The 3961-nt window shown below is 76.0% G+C and carries 2 protein-coding genes; both read left to right on the top strand.

The genetic code is table 11. The features are described from left to right. A partial coding sequence (locus KBX39_RS25420) for an SDR family NAD(P)-dependent oxidoreductase (protein WP_210872880.1) occupies positions 1–2845 on the top strand: 2845 nt, incomplete at its 5' end. 40 nt (positions 2846–2885) lie between these two features. Then, the coding region (locus KBX39_RS25415) for a beta-ketoacyl synthase N-terminal-like domain-containing protein (RefSeq protein WP_210872878.1) at positions 2886–3961 on the top strand (1076 nt) is incomplete at its 3' end.

Below are 3961 nucleotides of genomic sequence, written 5' to 3'. Positions count from 1 at the left end.
ACAGATGCAGGCCCTGCCACCCGGCGGCGGGATGCTCGCCGTCGCCGCGCCCGAGGTCGACGTGCTGCGGGCCCTGTCCGGCACGCCGGGACAGCCCGCCGTCGCCGCCGTCAACGGGCCGGCCGCCGTCGTCGTCGCCGGCGCCGAGGACGTGCTGACCGAACTGGCCGCCCACTTCGCCGACCTCGGCGTACGCACCAAGCGGCTGCGGGTCAGCCACGCCTTCCACAGCCCGCTGATGGAGCCCATGCTCGCCGAGTTCGCGGCCGTCGCGGCGACCCTGTCGTACGCCCCGCCGACGGTGCCGCTGGTGTCGAACCTGACCGGCACGGTCGTCGACCCCGAGCAGCTCTGCACACCCGACTACTGGGTCCGGCACGTCCGCGAGGCGGTGCGCTTCGCCGACACCGTCACCCACCTGCACTCCCATGGGGTGACCCGGTTCCTGGAGATCGGGCCGGACACCGTGCTGACCGCCCTGACCGCCGACGCGCTGCCGGTGGACGCGCCGGTCGTCGTGACCGGCGTGCAGCGGCCCGGCCAGGACGAGGTGGCCACCCTGCTCGGCGCGGTGGCCCGGCTGCACTGCCACGGCGTGCCCGTACGCTTCCCGGCACTGCTGCCCGGCGCCGCCGCCCAGGTGGACCTGCCCACGTACGCGTTCGCCCACCAGCGGTTCTGGCCGACCTTCGACGCGGCGGCGACCCACACCCCCGCCGCCGCGCACGACGACGTCGACTCGGCGTTCTGGCGGGCCGTGGCGTCCGGCGACGGCGACGCGCTCGCCGGCCGGCTCGGCCTCGACGCGGACCGGCCGCTGCGGGAACTGCTGCCGGACCTGGACCGGTGGCGGCGCCAGCAGCAGGAGGACACCCTCGCCGGCGGCTGGCGCTACCGGATCACCTGGCGCCCGCGGGCTCTCGTCGCGGGTGCCGTCGACGGCACGTGGACCCTGGTGCACAGCGGTACGGACCAGCCGGTCGTCGACCGGCTCGCCGAACTGCTCACCGCGCGGGGCGGCACCGTGCGGCAGCTCGCCGTCGACCCGGCGACGACCGACCGGAGCACGCTCGCCGGGCAGCTCGCCGCCGCGGCGCCCACCCGGATCGTGTCGCTGCTCGCCCTCGACGAGCGGGCGCACCCCGACCGCTCGGCCGTGCCGCTGGGCCTGACCGCGAACCTGGCCCTGGTGCAGGCGGTCACGGACGCCCTGCCACCGGTGCCGCTGTGGCTGCTCACCCGGCAGGCCGTGGCCACCGGCGCCGACGACCCCGTAGCCCACCCCGCCCAGGCCACCACGTGGGGCCTCGGCCTGGTGACCGCGCTGGAACACCCCCGGCACTGGGGGGGCCTGCTGGATCTGCCCGCCACCCTGGACACCGCCGCCGCCGAGGGAGTCCTGGCGGCCCTCACCGCCGCCGGCGACGAGGACCAGCTCGCGGTGCGTGACTCCGGGACGTACCTGCGGCGGCTGGAGCGCGCGCCCCGCGCCGAGGCGCCGGCCGGCTGGCAGGCGCCGGGAACCGTCCTGGTCACCGGCGGCACCGGCGCCGTCGGCCGGTACGCCGCCGGCTGGTTCGCCCGGCACGGCGCGCGGCGGCTGCTGCTGGTCAGCCGGCGCGGCGCGGCGGCCCCCGGCGCGGACGAGGCGGTGGCGGAACTGGCCGCTCTCGGCGCCGAGGCGCGGGTGCTGGCCTGCGACCTGGCCGACCGGGACGCGGTCGCCGACCTGGTCCGTGGCCTGCGCGCCGACGGTGAGGCCGTGCACGCCGTGGTGCACGCCGCCGGGGTGGGCCGGCTCAACCCGGTCGCCGCCGTGACCGAGGCGGAACTCGCCGACGTCGTCTCCGGCAAGATCGCCGGCGCGCGGCACCTCGACGAGTTCCTCGACCCGGAGGCGCTCGACCTGGTCGTGCACTTCTCCTCCATCGCGGCCGTCTGGGGCGTCGGCGACCACGGGGCGTACGCCGCCGGCAACGCCTTCCTGGACGCCTGGGCGCAGTCCCGGCCGGCCGGGCGGGCCCGGCACCTCTCGGTGAACTGGGGACCGTGGGCCGGCGGCGGCATGGTGACCGACGCGCACGCGGCGGCCATGAGCCGGCGCGGGGTGTCCCTGCTCGACCGGGAACCGGCGATGGCCGCCCTGCGCGCCGGCCTCGACGGCGACGACACTGCCCTCACCGTCGCCGACATCGACTGGGAACGCTTCGCGCCGGTGTTCGCCTCCGCCCGGCCCCGGCCGCTGATCAGCGAGATCGCCGAGGTGGCCGCCCAGGCCGCGGCGGCGCGCGCCGACGCCGAGGACGGCGACCAGGTCGCCGGCGAACTGCGCAAGCGGCTCGGCGAGTTGTCGCAGGCCGAACAGGCACGGCTGCTGGTCGATCTCATCCGCACCGCCGCGGGCGAGGTCATCGGCCACGACAGCCCGTACGCCGTGGAGGCCGGGCGGCCCTTCCGGGACCTCGGCTTCGACTCGCTCACCGCCGTGGAGCTGCGGGGCCGGCTGGCCCGCTCGACCGGGCTCAGCCTGCCCAGCTCGGTGGTGTTCGACCACCCGACCCCGCAGGCGCTGGCCGAGCACCTGCGGGCCGAACTGCTCGACGAAGCGTCGGTGGAGGCGCTACCCACCCTCGCGGAGCTGGACCAGTTGGAGGGCGCCCTCGCGCTGCGCGACCCGGACGACATCGGCCGGGTGCGGATCACGATGCGCCTGCACAGCCTGCTCGAACGGCTCGGCGCCGCCGAGGAACGCCGGGAGGACACCGCCGAGGTGGCCGGCCGGCTGCGGGCGGCCAGCAACCAGGAGCTGTTCGACCTCATCGACCAGGACCTCGGGCTCTCCTGAGCCGCCCGGGATCTGTGGTGTCACGAGAAAGCGAGATGTCATGGCGGACGAAGATCGGCTGCGCGAATACCTGACGCGCGTCGTCGCCGAGCTGCAGCAGACCCGCCAACGGCTGCGCGAGGTCACCGCCGAGGAGTCCGAGCCGGTGGCGATCGTGGCGATGAGCTGCCGCTACCCGGGCGGCATCAGCTCGCCGGAGGAGCTCTGGGAGTTCGTCTCGTCCGGCGGGGACGCCATCGGCGACTTTCCCACCGACCGCGGCTGGGACCTGGACCGGCTCTACCACGCCGACCCGGACAACGCCGGCACCTCGTACACCACCGCCGGCGGGTTCCTGCGCGACGCGGGGCAGTTCGACGCCGCGCTCTTCGGTATCTCGCCGCGTGAGGCGGTCGCCATGGACCCGCAGCAGCGGCTGCTGCTGGAGGTCACCTGGGAGCTGTTCGAACGCGCCGGCATCGCCCCGCTGTCGCTGCGTGGCAGCCGCTCCGGCGTCTTCGTGGGCACCTCCGGGCAGGACTACGCCGCCGTGCTGCACCGGGCGCCCGGCGTCGAGGGGTACGTGCTGACCGGCACCGCCGCCAGTGTCGTGTCCGGTCGGCTGGCGTACACGTTCGGCCTCGAAGGCCCGTCGGTCACCGTGGACACCGCCTGCTCGTCGGCGTCGGTCGCCATCCATCTCGCCTGCCAGGCGCTGCGCCAGCGCGAGTGCGGCCTCGCCCTGGCCGGCGGCGCGACCGTGCTGGCCACCCCCGGCCCGTTCGTCGAGTTCTCCCGGCAGCGCGGCCTCGCCGCCGACGGCCGGTGCAAGTCGTTCGCCGCCGCCGCCGACGGCACCGGCTGGTCCGAGGGCGTCGGCATGCTGCTGCTGGAACGGCTCAGCGACGCCCGCCGCAACGGCCACCCCGTGCTCGGCGTCATCCGCAGCTCGGCGGTCAACTCCGACGGCGCGTCGAACGGGCTGACCGCCCCCAACGGCCCCTCCCAGCAGCGGGTCATCCGGCAGGCCCTGGCCGGCGCGAAGCTCACCCCCGACCTGGTTGACGTGGTGGAGGCGCACGGCACCGGCACCACCCTCGGCGATCCGATCGAGGCTCAGGCGCTGCTCGCCACGTA

Source organism: Micromonospora sp. D75 (assembly GCF_018070405.1).
Classification (GTDB): Bacteria; Actinomycetota; Actinomycetes; order Mycobacteriales; family Micromonosporaceae; genus Micromonospora; species Micromonospora chalcea.
This window is presented reverse-complemented; position numbering and strand designations above follow the sequence as displayed.